Annotated in this window: 21 protein-coding genes and 1 riboswitch; of the genes, 11 read left to right on the forward strand and 10 right to left on the reverse strand. The window is 35.3% G+C overall.

The genetic code is table 11. The annotated features are described in order from the left end of the window. Positions 1 to 134 precede the first annotated feature (134 nt). On the reverse strand, positions 135 to 1,856 hold the full coding sequence (locus DFR57_RS17335; protein ID WP_114354483.1) for a methyl-accepting chemotaxis protein: 1,722 nt from the start codon (positions 1,854 to 1,856) through the stop codon (positions 135 to 137). Between the two features lie 199 nt (positions 1,857 to 2,055). On the opposite strand from DFR57_RS17335, the gene DFR57_RS17340 reads away from it, so the two are divergent. After that, positions 2,056 to 2,430 carry an SLAP domain-containing protein gene (locus DFR57_RS17340; protein ID WP_170133029.1) on the forward strand — a complete coding sequence of 125 codons (375 nt, stop codon included), beginning with the start codon at positions 2,056 to 2,058 and terminating at the stop codon, positions 2,428 to 2,430. A 73-nt stretch (positions 2,431 to 2,503) separates the two neighbouring features. Beyond that, complete coding sequence (locus DFR57_RS17345) at positions 2,504 to 2,854, forward strand: VOC family protein (protein WP_114354485.1); 351 nt, start codon at positions 2,504 to 2,506, stop codon at positions 2,852 to 2,854. Positions 2,855 to 2,973: 119 nt separating this feature from the next. On the opposite strand, the gene DFR57_RS17350 is transcribed toward DFR57_RS17345, so the two are convergent. Together DFR57_RS17350 and DFR57_RS17355 are read right to left on the reverse strand one after the other, a co-directional pair. Beyond that, positions 2,974 to 4,578, reverse strand: coding sequence for an ABC transporter permease (locus tag DFR57_RS17350; protein WP_114354486.1), 1,605 nt, complete (start codon positions 4,576 to 4,578; stop codon positions 2,974 to 2,976). Beyond that, positions 4,575 to 5,480: an ABC transporter ATP-binding protein gene (locus DFR57_RS17355; RefSeq protein ID WP_114354487.1), complete on the reverse strand. Its 906-nt coding sequence runs from the start codon at positions 5,478 to 5,480 to the stop codon at positions 4,575 to 4,577. The genes DFR57_RS17350 and DFR57_RS17355 overlap by 4 nt, the downstream gene beginning before the upstream one ends. A gap of 161 nt (positions 5,481 to 5,641) precedes the next feature. On the opposite strand from DFR57_RS17355, the gene DFR57_RS17360 reads away from it, so the two are divergent. Then, positions 5,642 to 6,220, forward strand: a complete 579-nt coding sequence (locus tag DFR57_RS17360; RefSeq protein WP_114354488.1) for a TetR/AcrR family transcriptional regulator — start codon at positions 5,642 to 5,644, stop codon at positions 6,218 to 6,220. Between the two features lie 138 nt (positions 6,221 to 6,358). Continuing rightward, a complete protein-coding gene (locus tag DFR57_RS17365) occupies positions 6,359 to 8,794 on the forward strand; it encodes a sensor domain-containing protein (RefSeq protein ID WP_114354489.1) in 2,436 nt (811 codons plus the stop codon). Between the two features lie 140 nt (positions 8,795 to 8,934). Here the strand turns inward: DFR57_RS17365 and DFR57_RS17370 are convergent, their stop codons facing one another. From DFR57_RS17370 to DFR57_RS17390, 5 genes are all read right to left on the reverse strand, one after another. Further along, complete coding sequence (locus DFR57_RS17370) at positions 8,935 to 9,603, reverse strand: P-II family nitrogen regulator (RefSeq protein ID WP_114354490.1); 669 nt, start codon at positions 9,601 to 9,603, stop codon at positions 8,935 to 8,937. Beyond that, entirely contained in the window at positions 9,603 to 11,084 is a 1,482-nt protein-coding gene (locus tag DFR57_RS17375; protein ID WP_114354491.1) for a DUF1538 domain-containing protein, read from the reverse strand. Before DFR57_RS17375 ends, DFR57_RS17370 begins: the two co-directional genes overlap by 1 nt. Before the next feature lie 474 nt (positions 11,085 to 11,558). Beyond that, positions 11,559 to 12,710, reverse strand: a complete 1,152-nt coding sequence (locus DFR57_RS17380) for an iron-containing alcohol dehydrogenase (protein ID WP_114354492.1) — start codon at positions 12,708 to 12,710, stop codon at positions 11,559 to 11,561. Positions 12,711 to 12,993: 283 nt separating this feature from the next. Next, positions 12,994 to 13,872: an aldo/keto reductase gene (locus tag DFR57_RS17385; RefSeq protein ID WP_114354493.1), complete on the reverse strand. Its 879-nt coding sequence runs from the start codon at positions 13,870 to 13,872 to the stop codon at positions 12,994 to 12,996. A 23-nt stretch (positions 13,873 to 13,895) separates the two neighbouring features. Further along, complete coding sequence (locus tag DFR57_RS17390; RefSeq protein WP_114354494.1) at positions 13,896 to 14,867, reverse strand: aldo/keto reductase; 972 nt, start codon at positions 14,865 to 14,867, stop codon at positions 13,896 to 13,898. Positions 14,868 to 15,112: 245 nt separating this feature from the next. Between DFR57_RS17390 and DFR57_RS17395 the strand changes: the two genes are divergently transcribed. After that, positions 15,113 to 16,705 carry a histidine kinase N-terminal 7TM domain-containing diguanylate cyclase gene (locus DFR57_RS17395; RefSeq protein ID WP_114354495.1) on the forward strand — a complete coding sequence of 531 codons (1,593 nt, stop codon included), beginning with the start codon at positions 15,113 to 15,115 and terminating at the stop codon, positions 16,703 to 16,705. A 250-nt stretch (positions 16,706 to 16,955) separates the two neighbouring features. On the opposite strand, the gene DFR57_RS17400 is transcribed toward DFR57_RS17395, so the two are convergent. Further along, positions 16,956 to 18,245 carry an L-lactate MFS transporter gene (locus DFR57_RS17400; protein ID WP_114354514.1) on the reverse strand — a complete coding sequence of 430 codons (1,290 nt, stop codon included), beginning with the start codon at positions 18,243 to 18,245 and terminating at the stop codon, positions 16,956 to 16,958. A 363-nt stretch (positions 18,246 to 18,608) separates the two neighbouring features. Between DFR57_RS17400 and DFR57_RS17405 the strand changes: the two genes are divergently transcribed. Further along, positions 18,609 to 19,538: a DMT family transporter gene (locus tag DFR57_RS17405; RefSeq protein ID WP_114354496.1), complete on the forward strand. Its 930-nt coding sequence runs from the start codon at positions 18,609 to 18,611 to the stop codon at positions 19,536 to 19,538. A gap of 193 nt (positions 19,539 to 19,731) precedes the next feature. Here the strand turns inward: DFR57_RS17405 and DFR57_RS17410 are convergent, their stop codons facing one another. Continuing rightward, positions 19,732 to 20,394: a type 1 glutamine amidotransferase gene (locus tag DFR57_RS17410; protein ID WP_114354497.1), complete on the reverse strand. Its 663-nt coding sequence runs from the start codon at positions 20,392 to 20,394 to the stop codon at positions 19,732 to 19,734. A gap of 475 nt (positions 20,395 to 20,869) precedes the next feature. Here DFR57_RS17410 and DFR57_RS17415 point away from each other — a divergent pair, with 475 nt between their 5' ends. The 5 genes from DFR57_RS17415 (at position 20,870) to DFR57_RS17435 (ending at position 26,784) form a co-directional block, all read left to right on the forward strand. Beyond that, positions 20,870 to 22,231, forward strand: coding sequence for a multi antimicrobial extrusion protein MatE (locus DFR57_RS17415; RefSeq protein ID WP_114354498.1), 1,362 nt, complete (start codon positions 20,870 to 20,872; stop codon positions 22,229 to 22,231). Positions 22,232 to 22,376: 145 nt separating this feature from the next. After that, a riboswitch (TPP riboswitch) is annotated at positions 22,377 to 22,481 on the forward strand. Positions 22,482 to 22,662: 181 nt separating this feature from the next. After that, positions 22,663 to 23,334: a thiaminase II gene (gene tenA, locus DFR57_RS17420; protein ID WP_114354499.1), complete on the forward strand. Its 672-nt coding sequence runs from the start codon at positions 22,663 to 22,665 to the stop codon at positions 23,332 to 23,334. Positions 23,335 to 23,736: 402 nt separating this feature from the next. Then, the gene (locus tag DFR57_RS17425) at positions 23,737 to 24,348 is read left to right on the forward strand and encodes an ECF transporter S component (RefSeq protein WP_114354500.1); all 612 of its coding nucleotides are present in this window, start codon (positions 23,737 to 23,739) and stop codon (positions 24,346 to 24,348) included. Beyond that, positions 24,326 to 26,011 (forward strand): ABC transporter ATP-binding protein, encoded by a 1,686-nt coding sequence (locus DFR57_RS17430; RefSeq protein ID WP_114354501.1) that lies wholly within the window; start codon positions 24,326 to 24,328, stop codon positions 26,009 to 26,011. The genes DFR57_RS17425 and DFR57_RS17430 overlap by 23 nt, the downstream gene beginning before the upstream one ends. After that, positions 26,005 to 26,784: an energy-coupling factor transporter transmembrane component T family protein gene (locus DFR57_RS17435; protein ID WP_114354502.1), complete on the forward strand. Its 780-nt coding sequence runs from the start codon at positions 26,005 to 26,007 to the stop codon at positions 26,782 to 26,784. Before DFR57_RS17430 ends, DFR57_RS17435 begins: the two co-directional genes overlap by 7 nt. Positions 26,785 to 26,867 lie beyond the last annotated feature (83 nt).

Genomic DNA, 26,867 nt, shown 5'->3' on the forward strand with positions numbered 1-26,867 from the left:
CGATAGATATCAAAAACGATTAAACGGCCTTAGCCCTATGGAATATAGAGCTAAAGCCGCTTAAATCATTTTTATTATTTCCACTGTCTACTTGAGAGGGGGCAGTTCATGTTAGAAGTGTGGCTTTTTCATTCTTATAGGTTAAAACGTTTTATTAAACCATTTAAATCTACGGATAAATTTGCTAAGGATTCTGCATTAGCAGCAATTTCCTGCATGGATGAGCTTTGTTGCTCTGCTGTTGCAGAACTTTCTTCTATACCTGCAGCAACCTCTTCTGATGTTGAAGCGATATCGGTACTAGAGCTACTTACCTTATCACTACTTACCGTAATTTCTTGAAGGTTGGTAGAAATAAGACGAATGCGCGTGATCATATCACCCATTGAATGATTGATATCATTAAAGCTTTCGCGACTAACCGCCATCTGTTTATTACCCTCTTCGACCTGTTCATATCCAGCCTCTAAGGATGTAGCTACAGCTGTAGTTTCTTGTTGCACCCCTTGAATAATGCCAGTGATCTCTGTTACAGAATGGCTTACTTGTTCAGCAAGCTTTCTTACTTCATCCGCAACTACGGCAAATCCTTTACCTGATTCACCTGCACGTGCTGCTTCTATCGCTGCATTAAGTGCAAGTAAATTTGTTTGTTCCGCAATATCCTGAATCACGTCAACTAACGTTGAAATTTTATTTGACTGTTTTTCTAAACCTCTTACCTTTTCTACTGATTCTGTTACCATCTTCGTAATTGCTTGCCTTTGTGATACAGAACCATCCATTTGAGTACGACCTTTTTCAGACATCGTTAAGACTTCGCTTGATGCTTGTTTTAAGGTTTCTCCCTCTTCATTTGACTGGATGATTTTACGATTCAATTCTTCCATCGCAACCGAAATATCACTTGAAGAGCTTGCTTGTTCTTCTGCGCCATAAGACATTTCTTCCATTGTTTTCGCAATTTGCTGCGATCCTAAGCTGACCTCTTCTGATGCTTTTGTCAGGTCGTTACTCTGATTGTTCACTTGACCCGAAATCTCTCTTATCTGTCTTACCATACTTCTTAAATATTCAATCATTTGATTTGTGCTTTCTGCTAGCTGTCCGATTTCGTCTTTTCGCTCAGTCGTAGTTGATACAGTACTTAAGTCCCCACTTGCAACTTGTTCGTTTAAAGTAACTAATTCTTTAACTGGTTTTGTAATTTGACGAATTAAGAAAAAGCTTAATAAAAATAAAATTATTATAATAACACTCATTGCTATAACAGAGAAAAGTATTAATTGCGCGTTTTCTTGGTGAATTTCATCAATCATGTTAGTAGCATTTTCTTCTAAGGCAATTTGAATTAAATCAATATCATTTCTGGTATCTTCAAATTCTCCTCGGATAGCTATAAGCTCCTCAATTGGAACAGAAGTGATATCTCTATTAAAGAGGCTCTCAGCATCTGCTTTCCACTCCGTGTAATTAGAATCAAATTCCTCAAAATAACCTCTATTTGTTTCATTATTCAAATAATCATCCGCATACATAATATCTTGTGCAAGTTGCATACGTTCTTCGACTTGAAGGATGTTTTCTTCAAAGGTTGCTTGATCAGCATTATCGGTCCCTTGTGAAAAAACATACATGTTAATTGCTTGATCAGCTTGATAAAAATCCCGATCAGCATTTAATAAAGCAGCATTAGCCTTGTATAAATTATCATAGAGCTCCTCTTCTAAATTATTTGCGGTTGATTGTAAACTAAGCATTAAAAATGTATTACTCACAACAATAGCAATAACTGCAAGCCCTAAAATAATGAATAGCTTTGTCCCTAATTTTCTATTTCTCACCCATTTAGCCATGTGAAACCTCCCGAATTACCATTTTTTAAGATGCTTAATATAAATATCAGCAAATTTCGACATTATTCAAGCTTTATTGCAAAATTAAATTAGGAATTTAAAGGAAATTCAATTACACTAGACAATGTAAAGGGTTTAATAACTAAAATTTTCAAAAACAAGGATCGTTACCTACTATTGAATACAAGGAGAAATGCATATGCACCGTTTATTTTTTGAACCAACATGGGAGAAAAATGTATCTTATGAAATTCGCAAAAAAATAGAAAAACGATTTAGTGACAGAAATACTTCTACTCACATGTTTGATATTCTCTGGACTACACGAAATCACCGTGGACACTTACTCGTTATCACTTTAATTCATAATGAATTAGAAGAAAATTTATCACTCATCCATGAGCAGATAGGTTTATATAAAAATAATCAGTTAATAGCTGAGACTCATGTTACTGAAGAGAAATGTTTTATTCCAAAATATACAAGTATGCCTTGGACTTTCATCTTTCGGGATCACACACAGCTTGATTTACACGGTGAAGAAACGGATAAATTAGAGCTCAGAAAAATTTAATATATAATTTAAAAGGATTATGTAATCTTTCGCCGAATTATTATTCTATTATTTAATTTTGGGAGGTTAACACATGAATCCTATTCAAAACAAAATTAGTGGAATATTCATTCCGGTAAGTAATATTGAAAAAGCGAGAGATTGGTATTGTGATATTTTAGGAGTAGATAATTCAGGGGAGATAATTGCCGGCCACCTGTACGTCATACCGCTAGTTGGCGCAAACCTTGTGTTAGACAGTAAGATATTTAAAGAAAACCATACATTTAAGGTTCCAGCTTTTCATATAGACACAGAGGATATAGAGGCAGCATATCAATATATGCAGGATAAAAAGGTAGAATTAATCACCGCTATTGAGCATGGCCATTGGTTTAACTTTAAGGATCCTGACGGAAATCAACTAATGATCTGCCAATGCTAACTAAATTATTCATCGTTTCTATATTGAAATCTTTTACACCCTTCAATAAATTTTTCTAAGATATTTGATTGATATGCAAATAAACGCATTCCCAAAATATAAGGAATGCGTTTATTAATCTATACTAATGTATCTCTTTTCCTAAAACCGGTAAAACCAACGATACTTAAGGCAAAAGTAATAAGCACTAATACAATTAATGGGAACCACTCCACGTTTTCCACAGGAAGCTGAGGAATGTGTCCATAAACAGAAAGATTTAAAAGCCATTGCGGTAAATCTAACAACCCACCAAGATAGACGGTGAAAAAGGAATAGATCACATACAACCAAATTAAACTGGTTGCTCTCGGAAAAATACCAAGCAGTGTTATTCCAATTCCAATCATAGCCCATATGGCTGGTAAATAAATAAAACCAGCTTCAAAAAAGGTTCCTGCAGCAACCGGTTCTTCCATTACAGAAGCAGATGCTAGCCATATTCCGAGGATTGCAAGACCAAGCATAACAATACTCGATACAAAGGCAAGGACAGTATAGCTGAATAATAGTCTGTATTTTGATACGGACCGTGAAATGAGATGCTCTGTTCGTCCCTTTTTCTCTTCTTTTTTCATTCGCATTAAAAGGATAAGCGTAGGTATGGTAGATAAAATCGCTAAAATGACCATCAGCATGGTAAGAAATTGTTCTGTTAAACTATATGCTGTATTACTCGATAACATTTGCTCTAACATATCATTATTTGCAAAAAAGGATTCTAGATCTCCAAAAACAGATCCATAAGAAATACCTAAAACAAACATTGCAAACGCCCAAGCAATTATCCCTGTTCGTTGTAAGCGTATATTTAAACCGATTGGACTTAACAAGGATTTTGTCGCATTTCTTTTTCCAGCTTTTGAAGGTAAAAAGCCTGCTCCAACGTCACGAATTTTATTTAAATAAAAAGCAAAAAAGAATAATAGAATAAATTGAATCAGAAGCACAAACAGTGGCCACCATATATTATTGACATATACTTCAGTTCGTAATACTAATCCAAGCGGCGAGGCTAATGCTAAAGCTTCACTACTTACATCTCCAATTGCGCGCATTAAATAAAAGAGTAATAGAAAGCCGATCGAAAATCCGACGGTTCCTCTACTGGATTCGGATAGTTGTGCAAAAACTGCTGTAAATAAGACAAAGAAAATGCCAATTGCTGATAAAGAGAAACCGTATAACAAGGATCCTTCTAGACCAATATCTTCTAGCTGCAAAGCGAAAAGAGAAAACCCACTAACTAGACCAATCAGGAAATTAAATCCCGTAAGTACAATAATAGTAGCTGTTAAATTTGTTAATCGGCCTACAGGTAAAGCTCGGACCAATTCTATTTGACCGTCTTCTTCTTCAGCCCTAGTATGTCTCGAGGTTAACAAAATACTCATAATACCAAACACAATTGCAGTAAATAACAGCATTTGATGTGCCATCATTGCGCCATTGTTGTAATTATCAATCCCATAACCCGGCCCCACCATCGCTGTCATCGCTGGATTTTCCATTGTCTCTGCTATTGCTTGTCTTTCTAGGTCTGTTTGATACAACCCTGTAAAAGCAGAAGCAATCAGTACTGTGACAAAGATTAAAGAGATACCCCATATCATGAAACGCCAACGATTTTGTCTAATTTGAAACTTTATTATTGTTCCTAATTGCGCAAATAATTGCCTATTCATGAGGAAGCACCTCGATTTGGGCTATCTTTTTCATAATGACGCATAAATAAATCTTCTAAGGTAGGTGATTTACTTTCAAGCTTCGTAATACCAAATTTGCTGACATATTGCATTACTTGATCTAAATTCTCTGTATCCACTTGAAAGCCAAGTTTTCCCTCCTCTTCTCTTACATCATGCACACCTTTTTGCGAACCTAGTTCTGGTATAGAGGATTTCGTTTCCACAAAGAAATGTGAACGTGTTAAATGGCGCATTTCACTTAACGAGCCACTTTCAATAATTTTCCCTTGACGAATAATGCCAATCCTGTCACATAGTCTTTCTACTTCCGATAATATATGACTTGATAATAATACACTTTTACCATTGCGCTTCGCTTCGTGCACACATTCTTGAAATACTCGCTCCATCAGAGGATCGAGTCCAGATGTCGGTTCATCCAATATATATAAATCAGCTTCAGATGCAAATGCAGCAACGAGTGCAATCTTTTGTCGATTGCCCTTTGAATATGTTCCACACTTTTTGCTTGGATCTAACTGAAACTGTTCGATCAATCGCTCTTTTTTCTTTTGATTTGTTTTTCCTCTTAGTTTTGAGAAAAGATCAATAACCTCTCCTCCTGTAAGGTTTTCCCATAAATTGACGTCACCTGGTACATAAGCAATGCGTTTATGAATCTCAACCGCATCCTGCCACACATCTTTTCCAAAAATTTGTGCACTGCCGGATGTTGCTTGTAAAATACCAAGTAATATGCGAATCGTGGTAGATTTACCTGCACCATTTGGGCCAATAAATCCATAAACTTCCCCTTCTTCTACATTTAAGTCAACTCCATCTAGTGCTGTTACTTTCCCGAATTTTTTAGATAAAGCCTTTGTCGTCACGATCGTCATCTTAAACCCTCCTAGAAAGGAAAAAATATTATTTTTGAAATATTAACCTTTATATATTTCATAATATACCCATTGTTAATTCTTAGCAACTATTTTTTGAACTATTTTTATTGTTTTATTTCATAAAATTCATTAAACTATCATAAAGAGAGGTGAATCAAATGGATGGATTCAAAAAACGCACAGAAATGAAAAAACAAACCATCTTACAAGCGGCCTTAACACTATTTTTAAAGCATGGCTTACAAAAGGTTTCTATTGCAATGATTGCAAATGAAGCTAACGTATCACAAGTAACAATTTATAATTATTATGAAAGTAAAGACAATCTCATCCATAAAGTCATTCATTTTTATATTGACAAAACCTATCAAGACTATGAAGCTCTACTCGAAAGTGACCTAGATTTCCCTGATAAAATTAACCAAATTATTTTTAATAAAACGGAAGTGTCTCAAGAAATTCATGAGGAGCTCTATTCTTACTTAATGAAGGATTTAAACGATAGTAATTACTTAGATAGAATATATCAAGAAAAAGGTCTTCCCTATTTTAAAAAATTAATAGATGAAGGAAAGAACGCTGGCTATATTGATCCAGCATTATCTGAGCATGCTATTATGTATTTTATTCAAATCTTAAAGGACTCGATGCAAAAAGAGGCAGTATATGAATCTATACTACCTTTAACTGAGGATATTATGAACATCTTTTTCTATGGAATCATGGGGAAAAGATAGTGGTTTTCTTCTAGTTAAGACATCTTTACCATTGGAATTTTGCCTGTGCAGTATTCATTTCCTTCTAGTAATGTTAACGTATCCATAGTATGCTTATATGTAAATCAGTCAATCTTCATCAAGGAGTGGAAGACTTGTATGAACGGAATTTTTACTAGTCAAGAATATTATCAAATTCTTCAGCATATAACAGATGCATTATATGTTATCGCTTTAAAACCTAGTGGTGAAATTGGTCAGTTCGTCGAAGTAAATGAAGCGGCATGCTTGCAGTCGGGGTATTCTAGAGAAGAATTATTACAGCTAAAACCTAACGATATGCTTGCATCAGATAGAAACAACATCGACGACTTATTAAATAAACATGTGATGACCGGGAAAACTATAACAATGGAACTTTTGCAGAAGCATAAATATGATGATCCCTTTCCTGTAGAAGTAAACACGCAGCTTATTACGCTAAATAATAATCAACAATATATTGTATCCATTGTTCGCGATATTCGCGCTCGCAAAGAAACAGAGAATAAATTACACGAAAGTACGAAAAAATTACACTCACTATTTGCATTCAATCCCGATATCATCTTCACGATTAATCCTGATGGATATTTTTCTGATGTAAATCCTGCTGCAGAAAAAGTTCTAAAATACCCAAAGAAGGACATAGCTCATATAGAATACCTTAGTATTATTGCTGAGCCATACGTTGAAATGACACAAAAATATTTTGAAAATATTTTAAGAGGAAAAATTGTTCATTTTGAAGTAGTTGTTATCAGTAAAGATGACGAACATATTGAACTCGACATCACAGCTGTTCCAATTATTATCGATGATAAAATTATCGGTGCAATTGGTGTGGGCAGAGATATCACGCTGCAAAATGCCACGCGCAGAAAATTATTAGAAAGTGAGCAACAGTATCGATCCTTGTTCGAAAACAATATTGATCCTGTTATTACCTTTGCTATGGATGGAACTTTCATTTATTTAAATCAAGCAACAGAGGAATTGACCGGCTTCAATAAAGATGAATTAATAGGTGAAACATTCTTGCCCCATATTATTCCAGAAGAACTTGAAAAGACACAAAAAGAATTTGCAGAAGCTTTAAAAGGTAAGCCACATCAATATGAAACATGCATGTACAATAAGATGGGAGAAAAAGTATATTTACATATCACTTTAATTCCGATCATGGTAGATAATAATATGACTGGCATACACTGCATTGGTAAAGATATTACAGAAAAAAGACAAATCGAAGCACGTTTAAATTATATGGCATTTCATGATTATTTAACCGGGCTTCCAAATCAGCATCTATTTCAGAAGGATTTTAAAAAAGCGATGAAGGATGCAAAAAAATTCGATTCTGAACTCGCCCTATTTTTTTTAGATCTTGATCGCTTTAAAGCAATCAATGATTCTCTTGGACATGAGACAGGGGACTTATTGCTGAAGAAAATAGCACAACGCCTTGAAGCACTCTTAGATAACAATGCAGAGGTCTACCGATATGGTGGCGATGAATTCATTATTTTACTTAATAATGCAAATGAAAAAGAGGCAGAAGTGCTTGCTAAAAAGATTCTAGTTGATTTTTCTATTAGTTATGACTTAAATGGAGTGGATGTAGTCGTTACACCAAGTGTGGGGATCAGTATGTATCCGCATAATGGAGTAGATAAGAAAAACCTTATTCGTAAGGCCGATAATGCAATGTATCATGCCAAGCTACTTGGGAAAAATAATTTCCAATTCTACCAAGGGAACATGCGCAATAAAGTAAATGAAAACTTTGAAATGGAAAGCATGCTAAGAAAGGCTCTCGAGCAAGATGAATTATTACTTGTCTATCAACCCCAAGTAAATGCCTCAGGCAATAATGTTGTTGGGGTTGAAGCTTTAATAAGATGGAAAAATGAAAAACTCGGCATGGTATCACCAGGTGAATTTATTCCAATGGCAGAGGAAACAGGATTAATTATTCCTATCGGAGAATGGGTCATTCGTACAGCTTGTTTACAAAATAAAGCTTGGCAAAATCAAGGTTTCGAGCCTATTACCATGTCTGTAAACCTTTCTATTCGTCAGTTTTATCAGAGTAACTTAGCCGCTAAAGTTGAAGAAATACTATTGGAAACAGGATTAAATCCAGTATATTTAGAGCTTGAAATCACAGAGTCTATGGCTATGCAAGCTGATACTGCTACTAAAGTGTTAAATGATTTAAAGAAACTTGGTGTGAAAATTGCAATGGATGATTTTGGAACCGGTTATAGCTCTTTAAACTATTTACGAAACTTTCCAATTGATCATCTCAAAATAGATCAGTCCTTTATTCGTGACATCTCACAAAATGAAGAGGATCAAAATATCATCACATCTATCATTGCGCTTGGTCATAATTTAAATATCAAATTAGTTGCTGAAGGTGTGGAAACAAAAGAACAACGTGATTTTTTAGTAGAGAATGGTTGTGATGTGCTACAAGGCTATTACTTTAGTCGCCCTGTAGAGCATAGTGAAATTCCTGCTTTCATTCGTAGCTTTTTGCATATCAATTAGCATGTAAAAATTCAAAAAGTGATTAATTCTATACGTTCTATACTTTCAGATGTTCACCACATATCTATCTAATTTCTAATAAAATTAAAAAGGCTTTTCAGCGGCAATACATACTCGCGAAAAGCCTTTTTATATTTACTCTACTCATATATTCCATATGTTTGTCCGACTTCCTGGACAAAGATAACCCCATTTCCAGGCTCGTCGATTTTCATCTCTTTTCGAATCGATGCTATAATTGCGTCTGTGCGTGACTCCTCTGAAAGGATCATCACCATTTCTTTTTCCGGCTCAATATTCATGGAAAACAGTTTACTTGTTTCATGAATTCCAGAACCACGCGCATTTATAATGGTACCACCTTTTGAACCTGCCATAACTGCTGCGTCAATAACATCTTCTGCCTTCCCTTTATCCACGATGATAACAATATTTTGATACATGGTTTTATCCCCACCTTCTTTAGCATGCGTATTATCCAGTTTCGAATCGCTTTTTCCATATACACCACTGATAGGTGTTGTAAATGCTATCCCGTGATTTGGTTTTCTAAAATCAAAGGATTTATTTAAACGCTCTAATAAATAATTTGTGTTATCTTGATGAGACAGCATTAACACAATTTCCTTTCTCGTGTCAGAAATAGAAAAAAGTCTTAACAGTCTATTATTTACAGAACCCTTTCCCATTAAAACTGTAGCCCCAGAAACACCATTCTTTTTTGCTACTTGGACCACCTTACTTCCAATACCGTCCTTTACGATGACATAAACTAAATCAATATTAAAATTTTGCTTGGTTGGTTCCATTAATTGAAACCTCCTTTTTTCGACTTAAGTTTAAAAATTAAACCGAGAATTTGAAGGGTGATAAGTGGTGTTAAAGCCACCATAGCTATCATACCAAATCCGTCAACAATCACATCCGCACCTTCAATGGCTTCTGCAGCTCCATGTGTGAAAGCAAGTATAAAGGTAGCTGTCATTGGACCAGACGCAACACCACCTGAGTCAAATGCGATCCCTACAAATAGTTTTGGAGTAACATACATCAAAATAATTGCTATAAGGTAGCCTGGGAGTAGATAATGCCATAGCTGGACCTCTGGAATAAGAATCCGAATCATCGACAACGCCATTGCAATTCCTACGCCAATAGCAAGTGTAAATAGCACGATTTTTCTTTTAACATACCCACTTGTCACATCTTCAATTTGGTGGGTTAATACATAAACAGCAGGTTCTGCAAGTATTGTGACAATCCCTAATATAAAGCCAATTATAATCACATATGATTTATTATCCATTTGGGCAATCGAATAACCAAGTTCGGTTCCTAGCTTCATAAAACCTGCATTTACTCCTACTAAAAATAAAACCAAACCAATAAAAGTAAAGATTATACCGGTTATTATCTTGCGAAAGCTTCGCTTAGATAACTTAAAGGATAATTTCTGAAATACGAGGAAAATTACAATGATCGGTAAAAGAGCAATAAGTACTTCCTGCGATAATAGAGGAAGTTCATGGAAGAAAGGTCCCAAAACAGTACCAGATACTCCGTGCTCCTGTTGCATGGTCCCCTTTATTTCCTCTTGATTAGTAAAGATACTCATTAACATTACAGTAATAATAGCACCCGTTGAGGCAATTGCAACTAGCCCAAAACTATCCTTTTCCGATGCTTTACTATCTTTTTTAAGCATAGAAATACCTAGTGATAAGGCTAAAATAAATGGAACAGTTAAAGCCCCAGTCGTCGCACCAGAAGCATCAAAGGAAATCGCTAAAAATTCGGGTGAAGTAAAGATAGCGATGACTAAAATAATCCCGTATAGAATAGTTAATAATTTATAGAGCGGAAAATTATGAACGATTCTTACGAGCCCGACAGAGAGTAATGCAGCTATTCCAACCGATACAACCACAACGATGGTGAATTTAGGAATAGATCCGCCTGTAACCATTTCAACTTGTCCAGCTAAAATATGTAAATCCGGCTCGGCAATTGAAATAACAAACCCAAGAAACAAACCAGAAAGCATTACTATCCAAATCTTATTTGACTTCGCAATAGCTTTTCCCATGTGATTTCCTATTGGGGTAATTCCAATATCTACACCAAGGAGAAAAATAGATAATCCGATAATAATTAGTACTGCCCCAATAATAAAGCGGATAATTAACATTGGATCAAGCGAGGTTAATGTGAAATTAAGTAGAACGACAATTATTGTAATTGGAAGGACTGCGACAATTACTTCTAGTAGTTTGGATATAAGAATATTCAAATAAACCTCATCCTTTCCTTCTTTCGTTGCTCTATACTATCAATAAATTCTACTATTAGTAGAATGAAGAAATTCGCTAAAAAAGTACTTTTCTTTTTATTAATTGTAGCATATTTCCATATCTTACTGAAAAATATGTACCCTTTCAAAGCCTTTTCCCTTTGAGGTACCTGTACAAACTATCCTCATATGCCCTTTCCTTATCTACCTCCCATTTTATGCATAAAGTAAACATTATAGATTAGAAAAACTAATTTTCCCCCTTTTTCTTTAGCAAATATATTGATACTTCCTATGCTTAATACGTTAATTTTCACTTCTTTGATTAGACTTCTAAGTAAAAAATTTATACTTAACGCACATAAAAGAAACACACTACAGAGTAGCTTAACTACAATGAAGTGTGCCAAAAATCTTATGTTTATTATTGTCTTTTATTCTTCACCAACGTAATATTTTAATCAATCAATCTCATTATAAGATCTCTTTAAACATATCTATAACTTCTTCTTTTGTTGGTTGAAATGGGTTTCCTGGTGCACATGCATCCTTCATTGCATTGTTTGCCAATTTATCAAGGTCAACTTCATTTACGCCAAGCTCAGATAGTTTTGCAGGAATGCCCACTTCTTGAGCTAGCTGTATAATCGCTTGAATGGCTTCTTCCGCACATTGCTCATCTGTTTTCCCTTCTACTTCTAAGCCAGCAGCTTTTGCTATCGCTCGGAATTTTTCAGGATTGCGTTTGGCATTCTCTCTTTCCACAATAGGTAATAACATCGCATTACATACTCCGTGCGGAAGATCATATACTCCACCTAATTGGTGTGCCATTGCATGAACATACCCAAGTCCCGCATTATTAAATGCTACACCAGCAAGGAACATTACATATACCATTTGTTCGCGAGCTTCAATATCCTCGCCATTTTTAACGGCACGTGGTAAATAGCTGAAGACTTTTTCAACGGCTGCTAGAGCGGTGGCATCTGTAATTCCAAAAGCACCAGGTGTAACAATCGCTTCAATTGCATGTGTTAAAGCATCCATTCCTGTTGCAGCAGTTAAATCAGCTGGTTTTCCAACCATTAATTCAGGATCATTAATGGTAATGGTTACCAAACTATTTTTATCCACCATCACCATTTTCACTTCACGCTCTTCGTCCGTAATAACATAGTTAATGGTATATTCAGCAGAAGTTCCTGCTGTTGTATTGACTGCAACGGTTGGTATCGCTTTTTTCTTTGTTTTGCCCACACCTTCAAAATCTCGTACATCCCCGCCATTTGTTACAACTAAGCCAATTCCTTTCGCAGCATCCTGTGGAGAGCCACCGCCGATAGAAACAATAAAGTCACAATCTGTGTTGTTAAATACTAAAACACCGTCATGCACATTTTTTGTTGTTGGATTTGGCTTCACCTCATCATATATAACATAATTCATGCCAATTTGGTCTAATTGATCTGTAACTTTCTTAACAATTCCACTTTCATTTAAATATTTATCTGTAACTACAAGAGCCTTGTTAAATCCTAATTCCTCAATATAAGGACCAACTTCTCGCAAACAACCTCTTCCCATTAAGTTTGTGCTTGGAACATACAATACGTTTGCCATCATTTTCCCTCCTAATTTTTATGCGAAATAAACCATCACTTCTTTATTGCTCAATATTTCACATATTTGTATACTTTTATTTTATTCTTATCACAACAATAAGTCAACGTAAACAAAACTATTTATTTTTGTTTATGTTTGTTCATTCATAATTTAGCCTTTTTTAATGTTCACTTAAAAAAGCAACCAAAATAGTGTTATAACCATTTTGATTGCTTTAACGTTTACAATAACAATTTTAAATATTCAATTTCCTAAAAGCTATAACTACTCGCCCTTTTACTAATTAATCAATCGATGTTGGCGCGCCAAAGATTGTCGTATAACCACTTACCGAACTGAGGATCTTCTCCGCTTCTTCATCTGTCATCGAACCATAGCGTTCCACTGAATCCACTATTTTTGGAAAAAGGTCAACGTCACCCGCACTAGCAAAGCCTGCTAATCCAGGGAAAGATAGCACAAAATGAACACATGCATCAATGATTTCTTGACGATCAAAAGGTTCATACCAAGTATTATATGGTCTATCCGCCCCTTCCTCCCATGGTGCTTTAGCAATTGCTTTTATAACTCGTACAGCTGTTTCTTGTCTTGTTGCTTCTTCCATTAAGGCATCAAATGCTTCTTTATACTCTGGAAGAGAATACATGTAATAGTTTAATGGAAGTAATACAGTATCAAAAGGATAGCGCTTAAGTGCCTCTAAATGTGTTACTGGTGCTTGGTGACCATGTCCTGTAATGCCGATACCACCAATCAGTCCTTCTTCTTTCGCTTCTATCGCTGCTTCTAACGATCCATTTTTTCGTGTGCATTTATCTAATTCTTCTATCGTACCTACAGCATGGAGCTGCAAGAGATCAACAGAATCCACCTTCATTCTTTCTAGTGAACGATATATTTCTTCTTTCGCTTTTTCTTTTGTTCGTTGTCCCGTTTTCGTTGCAAGGAAAATATCATTCCTTACTTCACTAATAATCGGACCTAATCTCACTTCAGCATCACCATAGTCAGCAGCTGTGTCAAAATGATTGATACCATGATCTAATGCATACCTAATCGACTTATTTGCAGTGTCCTGTCCAACATTCCCCAAGCTTGCTGCACCAAACATGACGACAGAGCCATCATAATTTAAGCGACCAATTTTTCTTTTTAACATTTTTATCACTCTCCTAAGTATATTTAAACTGTTTCCTCTGATCGATCGGTTGCGGGAGGAGGTGCTTCTGATAAGCTTGATATAGCTTTTCTTTCTTCATCTGATAATGAAATTTCAGCAGCTTTTAAAGAAGGCTCTAGTTGATCAAGATTTCTCGCCCCAATTATCGGTGCTGTTACGCTTGGATTAGCCATAGCCCAAGCTACTGCTAAAGATGCAGGGTGAGTATCACGTTCTTTAGCATAGCCTTCAAATTTCTCTGCAGTTTCAAAATACCTCTTTTCTTTATAACGTTTTTGATAGCCCTCTTGTTCGATTAAACGTCCTTCTTTTAAATTATTTTCTTTTTTGTATTTACCAGTAAGTAACCCTCCACCAAGTGGACTATACGAAATAACCCCTAGTTTTTCAGAGGCTGCTAATGGTAAAATTTCGACCTCTGCTTGTCTTTTCACTAAATTATACATTGGTTGAATGCACTCAAATCTAGCCAAACTCTCCTTCATCGATATTCCTAATGCCTTGGCAATCTGCCACGCCGCCCAGTTACTAACAGCTGGATACAGTATTTTCCCCTGTCTTTTTAAATCATCGAGAGCCCCCAACGTTTCTTCTATTGGCGTTTCTGGATCAAATGCATGAACAAAATAAAAATCAATTCGATCCGTTTTTAATCTTTTTAAACTGTCCTCCACCGCCATCATGATATGTCGTCTAGAGAGTCCACGATCATTTATTCCATTTCCCATATTTCCATAGACCTTAGAAGTGATAACCAAATCATCACGACAATCCTTCATACACTCCCCAAGAATCTCTTCTGCCCTTCCACCATTATAAACATTTGCACAATCGAAAAAGTTTATACCAGTCTCACGAGCACGATCAAACATCTTTTTTGAAGTTTCCTCATCAGCAATTCCTCCAAATGACATTGTCCCCATACAAAGATTAGAGACTTTTACACCTGTTTTTCCTATAGCTCGATATTCCATTAAAAAACCTCCCTCAAGATCATTTTGGTAACCGCTTCCAATACTGTATCCATCGTTATGTATCTCGATATAATTATACTAAATACACAAAATGATATCGAATAAATAGTCTTATGATTACATAGCAATTTCCTTTCCTGTGACATTGACTTATCGTTCGTTTAAAGTTATAATTTGTTCGTTATAGTATTATTTTTTAATAATTTTGAATACAATTAAAGTATACTTTTAAAGAGGTGTAAACAATGAACGGCTCTGCTCCATACCCTTTTTACCTGATAACCGTTGGCATGCTGCTCTTTCTTCTCAGTTATTCGATCATAAAGCAACCACGCACGTATGGTAGGCAGTATTTAGCGATCATTCTCACTTTATCTGGACTAATGATCATTGCTTCTGCTATGGAATTATTAGCAGCAAGTGAAACGACGATGCTTTGGCTACGTAATTTTCAGCAAATTCCAATCTATCTTACTCCTATATTTTTCTACGGGCTCGCACGTGAATTTTTAGAAAAACCTTCGAATGTTACAATCAAACGAATGACTTGGATGATGATACCTAATTTAGTTTTTATCGTACTTGTATATACTGATGTCTTCCATCATTTCATGCGCGCATCTATTACTTTTGATTCCTATTTTAATCTAACGGAAATGACTTCTACACCGACCTTAACTTCCATATTATTTTCTGCTTACACACAAATTATCTATTTAACCGCTATTTTCTTATTGATCATCAATTTAAACAATGTATACAAGGAAAAGCGTACACAACATTGGTTATTCTTAATCGCGTTTATCATTCCCGTAATTTCTTATCTTTTAATCCCTTTTTCTCCATTTCAGCTTCCAGCTAAAGTTGCACTCAGTCTATCTTTCACAGGACTACTCCTGTATTTTATTTGTAAAAGGTATGATCTAGTTTCTGCATGGCCAATTGCTAAGGAACGTATATTTGAAACGATGAATGACGGCGTATTAATATTTGATCGCTATAAACGATTAAATGAAATTAATCATGCCGCAACTGTCATATTAACGAAAATGTATCCAGGATATACAACTTCTTCTTTTAACAATATATATCTAAAGGATATCTTTAAAGATCAGACCGATATTTTAAAGCTAGTTTCAAATCATCAGGAAAGTAAATTTTCGATTGAGTATCCAGATAAAGATTTATGGATTGATGGTCAAGTGCTTCCCCTAAGAGCAGAAAAATTTACAGATGAAGCAACTTTAATTATTTTATCTGACGTATCAAAAGCAAAAAAGGCAGAACAAAAACTCATTGAAAGAGCAACGATTGATCAGTTAACAAAAACCTATAACCGTTACTTTTTCATGGAAAATTATTATAAATGGGTTAAACATCAGCCACAGCAACAGGTTTTATTAATCATGGACTTAGATTTTTTCAAGCAAATCAATGATAATTATGGGCATCAGGCTGGAGATAAAGCCTTACAAATATTTGGAACTCTCCTAAAAAGCTACTTTGAACAAAATTCCATTATCGGAAGGTTCGGTGGCGAAGAGTTTGCAATCTATACGAATAGTGAATTAGATGTGATCTTAGATCAGGTAAAAAAGTTTCAGGAAACGCTTAAACACACACCAATTCTTACCGATAATAATCAGCGCTTTCTCTTAAAAATCAGTGTTGGTTTATCGATAGCAAAAGGAAATGGTACTACATTCGAAAAGTTATATAAGGAAGCGGATGAAGCTTTATACGATGCAAAACACTCTGGAAGAAACCGTCTAGTAATCTACCAAGATAACTTTAAAATATTAGAAAATGTGCATCAACAAAAACGAAGCGCACCTTGAACACCCACTCTAAGCTAATTATTAAGATACCGGTAATTTTTATAACGAAGAAGAAAGGAGTCTAGATTGTCTAAACACTAGACTTGCAAACCACGCTAATTTTAGAATTACTCGGTTTATCACCAAGTCTTTCTAGCGAAAACCTTAGTTTTATTTATGATATAATCCATAAAATTCATACTCTTCTATTGTGAAATAAAGACGCCACGCTGAATTATTAATTTCAGCATGGCGCCTTTTAATGTACAGATTAACCTATTTTCACTGTATTTGCACTGTTTATTGTTGCGTTCTTTTCAGTTCCAGAACGAATTGCTTTGATATTTGCTTTCATTACTAACGCAGTTACAAATGCTACAACAAGTAAGGCTGCAAACATATAGAACGTTACATTATAGCTTGCAGTTGAATCATAGATGGCAGCTACCATCATTGGCCCAAATACACCGGCACTTGACCATGCGGTAAGAATGTATCCATGAATTGCTCCTAGTTGTTTCGTTCCAAATAAGTCTCCAATAAATGCCGGAAGAGATGAGAACCCTCCACCATACATGGTAAGAATTAAGAAAATAACGATCTGAAAGATTATCGCATTAGATATACTTGGTAACAAGAAGAATAAAATCATTTGAACAGAGAAGAAAATGATAAAAATATTACTTCTTCCTACATAGTCTGATAAGGAAGACCATAAAATTCTTCCTGCTCCATTAAACAGACCCATAATACCAACCATTGAAGCTGCAGCAACGACTGTCATTCCTACTTTTTCCTGAGCCATTGGTGATGCAACGGAAATTAACATGATACCAGAGGAAATATTGATAAACATCATAATCCACAAAAGCCAAAATCTTTTCGTCTTTACCGCTTCATTTGCAGTTAATTGTGCTAAATCATCTGGACGTTTCTTAGCTTTTTTATCATTTAAAGCTTCACCTTCCATTGATTTTGGCACCCAGCCTTCAGGCGGCCTTACAATATAAGATGCTCCAGCTAACATTAAGACAAGATACGCCACACCTAAAATATAAAATGTGCTAGAAATACCCACTGTTTGAATAAAGTGTGCAGCGACTGGACTAGCAATTAACGCCCCTGCTCCAAATCCCATAACAGCCATACCTGTAGCTAACCCTCGACGGTCTGGGAACCACTTTACTAAAGTTGATACAGGAGAAATATATCCAATTCCAAGACCCATACCACCAATAACACCATACCCTAGATAATAAAGCATTAATGATTCAATTTGAATTGCCAATCCTGAGATCAATAGCCCTGACGCAAACAATATAGCTGCAATTGTAGCTGATTTACGCGGACCCCATTTTTCTACAAATCTACCAAATGTTGCGGCTGATAATCCTAAAAATAAAATTGCGATCGTAAATGATAGTGTTACTTCCTTGCTATTCCATCCTAATAAATCCGATAGTGGGTTTTTAAATACGCTATAAGCGTATGTAGATCCAATCGACAAATGAATGGCAATAGCTGATAATGCGATGAGCCAACGGTTTTTCTTCAAGTCAATCACCTCTCAGTTATTTATAATTTAACTATATCAAAGTTTATAAAAGAAGAGCGTGAACATTATGTGAAAAAATGAGCAAATAAAGCGAAAAGGTTCACAAAATTGATAAAATTATTATTTCACCTTAAAAAAGTATAAATTTTTCGCAAAAATGACTAATTGACGAAGTGAAACTATAACTTACTCAATATAAGAAAAGCTAATCCATTCGCTAAAGGACGAGCGAATACGAGTTTTTCTAATTGCTCTATCATTTTAAAGAAATCTGCAAGAAATCAATCTGCTTCAAACACATTAGTTGCTTATAAATTACGATTGGCATACGATAAACTTATTTGAAAATTAGATGTGGAGATGACAGCGTTGAAAGGCATATTTGAAAATAAGTGGTCTGTAATAGGAATTGCCGTGTTTTGTTCGATACTATGGGGAAGTGCTTTTCCTGTATTAAAAATAAGTTATGTTGAATTACAAATGCATCCAGATGATATTGTTGCCAAGCTCGTTTTTGCTGGAATCCGATTTTTCCTTGCTGGCCTTATTGTCCTTGTATTTTTACTATTTAGTAATCCTAAAAAAATCATTGTTACAAGAAGGCAATTTATGGTTCTTATTATATTGGGTGTTATCCAAACATTCCTGCAATATTTCTTCTTTTATAATGGTTTAGCCAAAGTAACTGGCATGCAAGGGTCCATTTTAGCATCAAGTGGGGCTTTTTTTACGGTTATCATTGCGCACTACTATTATAAAAAAGACCGCTTAAATTGGAAGAAGATAATCGGCTTAATCGCTGGTTTTACTGGTATAACATTAGCCAATTGGGGCCAGGAATTTCAATTAACGTTCCAATGGGACGGAGAGGGATTTATGATTCTTGCTGGCTTAACCAGTGCAATTGCAACGATCATGGCTAAAGAGTTAGCTGTAGGCATTCATCCATTTGCAATCTCAGGTTGGTCACTAGCACTTGGTGCTATTCTTATGTTAATAGTTGGCTTACCACAACTTAAAGAAGATGCGATTATTTTCACACCACTTGGGTTGGGGTTATTGATTTATTCTGCATTTTTATCAGCAGCTGCCTTTGGTCTATGGTACTCTATATTGAAGTTCAATCCTGCAGGTGAAATCAGTATTTATAAGTTCATCATTCCAGTAGCTGGGGTAGTGTTATCTTCCATCTTTATACCTGGAGAGCATTTAAATGTAGCTATCTTTGCAGCAATAGCAATGGTTGCAATTGGGATTATTGTACTTAATTATCCGAATAAAAAAGCTACAATACAATAAGAAGGGGAGCTTTTTAGAATCCAATCTAAAAAGCTTCTTATATATTTAGATAGGCTTTGCTAAAAGCATTGTGTGTCATAGTTTCTATTTATTGCAGGTTTAATTTTCAGTGTTTCACCAATAGTATTAAACTATTAAAAAAATGAAACCCACTGGTTTATAAGCAAGTAACCATCAATTAAAAATAACTTATTCATTTTTCCGTCTTATATGCCTCTTCCAAAGTATCTAGCATGGAAAACAATACTTCTTTATTTTCACTTGGAATGGAATAATCTAATGTTTCTTCTACAGATGTTTTAAATACGGACTGACCTAAAAATTCGGCATCTGCTCCAACAATTTCTGATAATGTAGTTTCTGTAGTTTCAAAATGAAACTGTAATCCAATAGCATTGTGTATTCTGAACCCTTGATTTTCCCACCGTGAACTCGAGTAAAGAAGAATAGATTTTTCTGGAAGAGTGAATCCTTCTCCATGCCAGTGAAGAACGGACATATTTTTCCCTGTTGATACGGACTGAACATTCTCCCACCCAACTTCCTGTGGTGCAGGAACAATGGATCCTCCAAACACTTTAGCGAGTTGTTGCGCACCTAGACAAATTCCAAACATTGGCTTTTGTTGCTCTACTACCTCTTTAATTAATTGACGTTCTGTAGCAATCCATTCATCTGAATCATTTGCACTCATAGGTCCTCCAAGCACAACTAAATACTCCACTTCATCACTTGAAGGAAATGACTCCTGATCAAATATTTTTACAACTTCATACGTATGTCTTCGCTCATTTATCCATTCTAAAATAAGACCTGGTTTTTCAAACGGGACATGTTGAATAATATGAATTTTCATTTAAACCCTCCTTCAATTAATCTAATATAATGTACTCTGTATCACCAATTTCGATGATAGAATTATCAGTTAATAGATAATAGAGTAAAAGATAAAATCATTTTCTTTCAACTAAATTGGTCAATATCTTCTTTCTAATCAATATTTCCTTCCTATACCTAAGATAATATAGTTCATTAATTGATAAAATAGATTCTAGAATTAATTTACGAAAAATTTACATGTATTACTAATTACTTCACTTAACGACCTTGCGCTCTATTTGATGTATCTTCACTATAAGAAAAATCCCATCTAATAAAAGGGTGTTTGCTTTGTTCGATCAATCTCAAGAATTTTTTATCATATATCTTAATTCCTCCATTATTTTTAACATCTTTAGTGCTAAATTTGAAAAAGCTTTTTCGATTAACTAGTAATATAGGTGAATTTATCCTATTATTAGTGTTAAACATTCCATAGGAAGTGTCAGCATATGAAACCAACAAAAAATAATCTAGCCACTGATCAAGTTTCCTTTCGTACGCTTTTATTTTTCTTTTTACCACTTGGTTTATCAGCTAGTCTCGTTACCATTTCCCACGTTATTATTAACAGTACACTTGCTCGAGCACCAGACCCTGCGATTGTAATTGCTAGTTATTCTGTTGCCATGAGTATTTTTGCATTGTTAGAAAGATGTGCCGTAATTCTAAGACAAACCTGTTCAACCTTAGTTCGAGATAAGAATTCTTATCACTTAATGCGAAATGTAACGCTCTATGTACTAGGCACTATTTTCTTAATAAGTCTTGTTATCGCTTACAGTCCATTAGGTACTTTTATCTTTTCTACCTTGCTCGGTGTAAGTGGAGACATGCTAAAGCCAACTATTGATGCTTATCGTGTATTAATGTTTGTTACTATTTTTTCAGGAATTCGTTGTCTTTATCAAGGTGTGATTATCTTTAATTTAAAAACCAAGTGGCTCACCATTGGGATGGTTTTTAGATTAACCTTTATGGCGTTAATAGCATGGATCGTACTTCTTAATGATTGGGTAAACCACGGCTACATTGGTGCTTATATATTTTTAGCCGGAATGGCTGTAGAAGCACTTGTTAGCTTTCTTGAAGGTAGATTTATTGTGAAAAAACTACCCGATAAGAAGAAAGATCATCCTATTGTGTCTCAATCGCAAATTTTCCGTTTTTACAATCCTTTGATGATTGCTTCTTTAATTGCAGTCAGTTTAACACCAACGATTAATGCAGTATTAGGCTGGAGCACCAAGGCTGAAATTGCGATTGCATCCTATGCTGTAGCGTTATCGATCGTACATTTATTAAACAGCGTCACCTCTTATATTCACCAAATTGTAATTAATTTTTATAAACAGGATAAGCGAGCGGTTTTTCGTTTTACATTACTAGTAAGTTTTATTCCAAGTGTTTTTCTAATGATATTCGCTTATACACCCATTGGGATTTGGATCTTCCAAAATATTATTGGTGTTTCAGGAGAACTATTAGACCATAGTATACTTGCGCTTCGATTTTTTGTTTTATTTACCCTTTGCTTTCCGTGGATCGATTTTTCCAATGGAATTTTAATGATAAGAGGGCAAACAAAAGTAATGTCATTTTCGCAATCAGGTAACGTTGTTGCCGCGGTGATTGCACTATTTATCCTTATCTTTATCTATCCAAGTGGTGGTGGATCAATTGGTGCCTTGGCTCAATCGATTGGTTTTCTTGTTGAATTAATCGTCTTATTATTCTTTTTAAATGCAACTTCGAGTAATCCAAAACAAATAAAATTCTGGCGACTAAAAAATATTTTTAAGCAATGGACTTAATACTTATTTCTTTTAGGCACAGCGTCGATTCTCTTATACTTTTATCTACGAGAATTCTTGAAAAATAGTTTCAAGAAATATAATTTTTACACTTCGAGGTTTACAAATAATGGGTCACGTGGTAAATTGAATGTAACTTAATAAGGAAGTCCACTAGGGGTGCCATTTCCGGCTGAGATAAGGCGTTGTCCTTGATCCCTTAGAACCTGATCTAGCTAATACTAGCGTAGGAAAGTGGAGTCGACAGTTTTTGATGATCATCTTTTGATGGCATCCTTATACTTTTATGAAAAAATTATCAAGTTAAAATGATATTTTTTCATAGCAGGAATATACAAAACTTATCAGTCGCTCCATTCGGGGCGGCTTTTTTATTTGCCGAATAAAGCTACCCTTCTTGGACTTCTTTATCATTTTAAAGGAGGAATTTGATGAGTTTTTCAAAAGATTTACGTAATGAGTGTGACCACCTATTCAAGGCGTGTTATGACCATCCCTTTGTTCAGGGTATTGCAAAAGGAGAATTAAATAAGGAGCAGTTAATCCATTATGTTAAACAAGACTATGAGTATCTAAATGCTATGATCCAAGCACGTGCATATGGAATGGCAAAATGTACAAATCGCGAGGATATGGAAATGTTTAATACGAGTATTTCCTTCATACTAAATAGCGAAACACATCCTCATCATAATTTTTGTCAAATTGCTGGAGTGAACTATGATGACCTTCAAGGTTACTCCTTAGCACCAACTGCAAAGCACTATGCATCACATATGCTACAAGTTTCCCAAGTCGGGTCTCTTGGAGAAGTGATCGCTGTTACATTACCTTGTCCATGGATTTATCTATATGTTGCAGAGCGTATGATGCAAGAAGTTAAGCCCGATGAGAATCATCCTTTTTATGATTGGATATCCTTTTACGGAGCGCAAGAAGAACCTAGAATGAACGTCTACTTAGATCGTCTTGATGAATTAGCAGAAAATGCTTCTGCCAGTGAAAAAGAAAAAATGAGAGAGCACTTCTTTTTAAGCTGCCAGCTTGAGTATATGTTTTTTGATATGGCCTACAAAGTTCAAGAGTGGCCTGTTCAAAAGTAACAGTTTCATTTAAATGAGTTTCATAAATCTAAACATAATACAAAAATTGACTTACAAGCTCACTTTAGACGGACGCTTTCCCGCGGGCTTGTCTTCAACTAACTTTCGCCCTGCGAAAGTCGATTTTCAGACTGCGCTAATCCGCTGGGAGTCACCGTCTTCCATTACGTCAAATTATGTTTTAGACGAAGGTAAAATGAATTATTTCCAATATCGTTTGTAAAAATTTAGCTGACTTTTTTATTATAAAACCTATTTAATCTAAATAAATATATAAGCGATTGTTGATATTTGAAACTCTATTCTAGTTGCTAACCAAATGATTTAACTCTAAGAAACTATTTTTCTCGAATTTTTTGAAAAAATAGTTTCTTTTAGAAAAAAGTTAAGGATGGGATAAGGATGAAGAACAAGAAAGCGTTAAATTTAAGAGAAATCGTAGTAATGGCATCTATTTCAGTTGTGTTCGGGGTATTATATCTGCTTTGGATATTTTTCGGACAATTTATTCAAGGAATTCTTGGTCCAGTAGGCTGGGGATTATTAACAGGGTTTTGGATCATGGCTCCTATTCTTTGTGCTTATATTATTCAAAAGCCTGGTGTAGCACTTACCGCTGAATTAATTGCTGCTGGGACTGAAATTTTAGTTGGATCTGTAAATGCAGGTGTTGTATTAATTCTTGGGTTTACCCAAGGTCTTGGTGCGGAAATAGCATTTGCGCTATTTTTCTATCGAAGCTATCGTTTACCAGTTTTAATGCTAGCGGGTATGCTAGGAACCTTTGCAAGCTTTCTAACCACATACTTTTTATACGGATATAGTCAATATTCACCGCTTATAACGGGTTTGATGCTTGGTACAATGTTGATTAGTGGCGCTCTTTTAGCTGGCTGGGGTAGTAAAAATATAGCTGATGCATTAACAAAAACTGGTGTACTTGATAACTTTGCATTAGGAAAAATAAGACGCACCCAAAGGATGAAAAAAGATGCCATATCTGAACACGGTTGATTTAACAGTACGTTATCCCTTTCAAGAGCAGGATGTATTAAAAGGGATAACCCTATCGATTGAAAAAGGAGAAAAGGTGTTGATTCTTGGTGCGAGTGGAAGTGGAAAAAGTTCACTCGCACTTTCCTTAAACGGCATTATTCCTCATTCAATGGAGGCTGAAATAGAAGGCGATGTGTACCTTCAGGAGACCTCAGTCAATCAACTTACTTTTAGTGAAGTTTGTAAACACATTGGTATACTTTTTCAGGACCCTGAGAGTCAATTTTGTATGATGACGGTGGAAGATGAAATCATCTTTGGCTTAGAAAATCTTCGGCTTCAAAAAGAAGAAATGGATAAGCGAATAGAAAAAAGTCTAGGATTCGTCGGTCTAGAGAAATGGAGAAAAACTCAATTAAAGGACCTTTCCGGAGGGATGAAACAGAAGGTCGCCATTGCTTGTTTAATTGCAATGGATCCTGAAGTATTTATTCTAGATGAGCCAACAGCAAATTTAGATCCGGTAAGCACCGAGGAAATATTTGCTCTACTATTTTCTCTTTCCAATAAATTCAATAAAACACTGTTGTTTATTGAACATAAGTTAGATTATTTATTACCTTATCTAGAGCGAATTGTCGTTTTAAATAAAGAAGGTCGAGTCAAGAGAGACTGTCCCCCTCGAGAATTATTTACTCACTATTATGAAGAACTAAAAGAACAAGGGATTTGGATACCTACGATTTGCGAAAAAGCCAAGGAAATGGAACAAACAGGAGTCATTTGGGATCAATTCCCGCTTACCTTAGAAGAATTAGAAAACGAATGCACAAGAAAAGGGATGGCCTCTTTAACAGATTCAACACTCTCTTTACCTTCTATCTCTAGCAAGGAGACTGTAGCAGATGATTATTTAGTTGAAGTAAAAAATCTAACTTTTTCATATAAGAACCATTTGGTTTTAAATGATGCTTCTTTTTCAGTAGCAAAAGGAGACTTCTTAGCTATAGCAGGACCAAACGGAACAGGGAAAAGTACCTTAGCCCAACTATTAATTAAGCTATTAAAACCGACACAAGGCGAAATTTTAATCGATAATAAATCTATCCAGCAATATAAAACAAAGGAATTGATGCAAAAAGTTGGTTTCGTTTTTCAAAATCCTGAGCATCAATTTATTACGGATACAGTAGAAGAGGAATTAGCCTATGGGTTAAAAATTCTGGGTTGGGACCAACAAGCAGTTTCAGAGCGTGTCGATCAACTTTTAAAGCAGTTTAATTTAATAGCACAACGCTATTCAAATCCTTTTTCACTTAGCCAAGGTCAAAAACGACGGTTGTCTGTAGCAACAATGTTAACCAATAATCAACAATTAATCATTTTGGATGAACCAACCTTTGGCCAGGATCAAGTAAATACAGAAGCATTGATGCAACTCTTAAAAGAATTAAATGAGGCTGGAAAAACTATTCTTATGATTACACATGATATGGAACTAGTTTTAAAATACGCAAAAAATGTTCTTCTTCTAAATCAAGGTAAAGTTAATTATCAAGGAGATGTTTTATCTTTTTTCGAAAAAGAAAAGATGTTGGAAGAAGCTCAGGTAAAGGCTCCTGTTAGCTATAAGCTAGCAGCCTTAAACAGAAAATTAAGGGAAGGAATCCTATTATGCTAGAGCAATATCAAATGAGTAGCCACTTTTTACAACAGGTTAATCCTACCATGAAGCTTGTCAGTATGCTTTTAATCATTTTCTATATGATTACGGTATTTGATCCCTATACACCACTTATCTTACTTGTCTTAACAGTATGTGTAATTCGGCTCTTTGGTGGCGTACCTCTAAAGTTCTTACTTCTTATCCTGTTACCATTTAGTCTATTTTCTATTAGCTTTATTTGGATTAATGTTGTTTTTCCTGATACACGGGGTACGACTATTCTTTTTTCTATTGGAAGCATGCCCGTTGCACTGGAAAATGTTTTGATTGGTGTATCTCTTGGATTACGCTCCCTTGTTTTTGCTTCATGGTCCCTTTTATTCGTCTTAACAACTGATCCTACAAGGTTTATGTTGAGTCTTATCCAGCACTGCAAGCTTCCTCCGCGATTTGGTTATGGGATGATGGCAGCTTATCGCTTTATACCCTTATTTAAACAAGAATTAAATCAGGTCAGAGCAGCTCATAAGATTCGAGGGTTAGGAGAACCAAGAGGAATAAAAGAGCGGTTCATTGAAATAAAGCGATATAGTATTCCTTTGCTTGCCAGTGCGATTAGAAAAGCTGAAAGAGTAGCGATTGCGATGGAATCAAAGGGCTTTGACGGGAACAGAAATCGAACGTATTATCATGTGATTCATTGGTCCAAAGCAGATTTAACATTTGGCATGGGAATATTGTTTGTTTTTGCTAGTCTGTATCTTATAAGAGTGAACTTTTCTTTATAATTTTCAATCCAACCAGATAGATGAAGGAAGCCCGGTCATAAGGACATGACCGGGGCTCATTCTTTTAATGGATAACTGACAAA

The sequence above is a fragment of the Saliterribacillus persicus genome (assembly GCF_003337485.1).
Lineage (GTDB): Bacteria > Bacillota > Bacilli > Bacillales > Amphibacillaceae > Saliterribacillus > Saliterribacillus persicus.